At 53.8% G+C, this 875-nt stretch carries 2 rRNA genes; both read right to left on the minus strand.

Features of this window, described 5'->3' with window-relative positions:
* Positions 1-146: 146 nt before the first annotated feature.
* Positions 147-262 (minus strand): 5S ribosomal RNA (gene rrf, locus A11A3_RS17160).
* A 206-nt stretch (positions 263-468) separates the two neighbouring features.
* Positions 469-875 (minus strand): 23S ribosomal RNA (locus A11A3_RS17165); the annotation flags it as partial.

Consider the following 875-nt stretch of genomic DNA (forward strand, 5'->3'; position numbering starts at 1 on the left):
GTAGGGAGAGAAGAACACCGTATCCACGTGCTTCGCTTGCGAAGCCGAACAGCCGCTTTTCAGGCTGGCCCGAAGGGTGAGCGCAGCGAATCAAATATAAAAAAAGCCCCGTCGCTTTCGCGGCGGGGCCTTTTTTATATTTAAGAGCCTGACGATGACCTACTCTCACATGGGGAAGCCCCACACTACCATCGGCGATGCGTTGTTTCACTTCTGAGTTCGGCATGGGATCAGGTGGTTCCAACGCTCTATGGTCGTCAGGCAAACGGGTTTGGTTTTCCTGATTACTCAGGGTCACCAAATTCGGTTGCCTTACCGGTGTTCTCTGCCCTAAAAAAGGACTACGGCTCACCGGCAAAGCCAAATTGGAAACGAGAAGTTTGCTATTCGTTGACTGCAAGTCGTTTATCTCTGACACCGTCTCTTACTGTCCTGGCTCGTGTGAGCCGGGGACTGCTTTGGTGTTATATAGTCAAGCCTCACGGGCAATTAGTACGGGTTAGCTTCACGCCTTACAACGCTTCCACACCCCGCCTATCAACGTTGTGGTCTTCAACGGCCCTTCAGGGGAATCAAGTTCCCAGGGAGATCTCATCTTGAGGGAGGCTTCCCGCTTAGATGCTTTCAGCGGTTATCCCGTCCGAACATAGCTACCCGGCAATGCCACTGGCGTGACAACCGGAACACCAGAGGTTCGTCCACTCCGGTCCTCTCGTACTAGGAGCAGCTCCTCTCAAATCTCCAACGCCCACGGCAGATAGGGACCGAACTGTCTCACGACGTTCTAAACCCAGCTCGCGTACCTCTTTAAATGGCGAACAGCCATACCCTTGGGACCGGCTTCAGCCCCAGGATGAGATGAGCCGACATCGAGG

This window comes from Alcanivorax hongdengensis A-11-3 (genome assembly GCF_000300995.1).
In the GTDB taxonomy this organism is placed as follows: domain Bacteria; phylum Pseudomonadota; class Gammaproteobacteria; order Pseudomonadales; family Alcanivoracaceae; genus Alcanivorax; species Alcanivorax hongdengensis.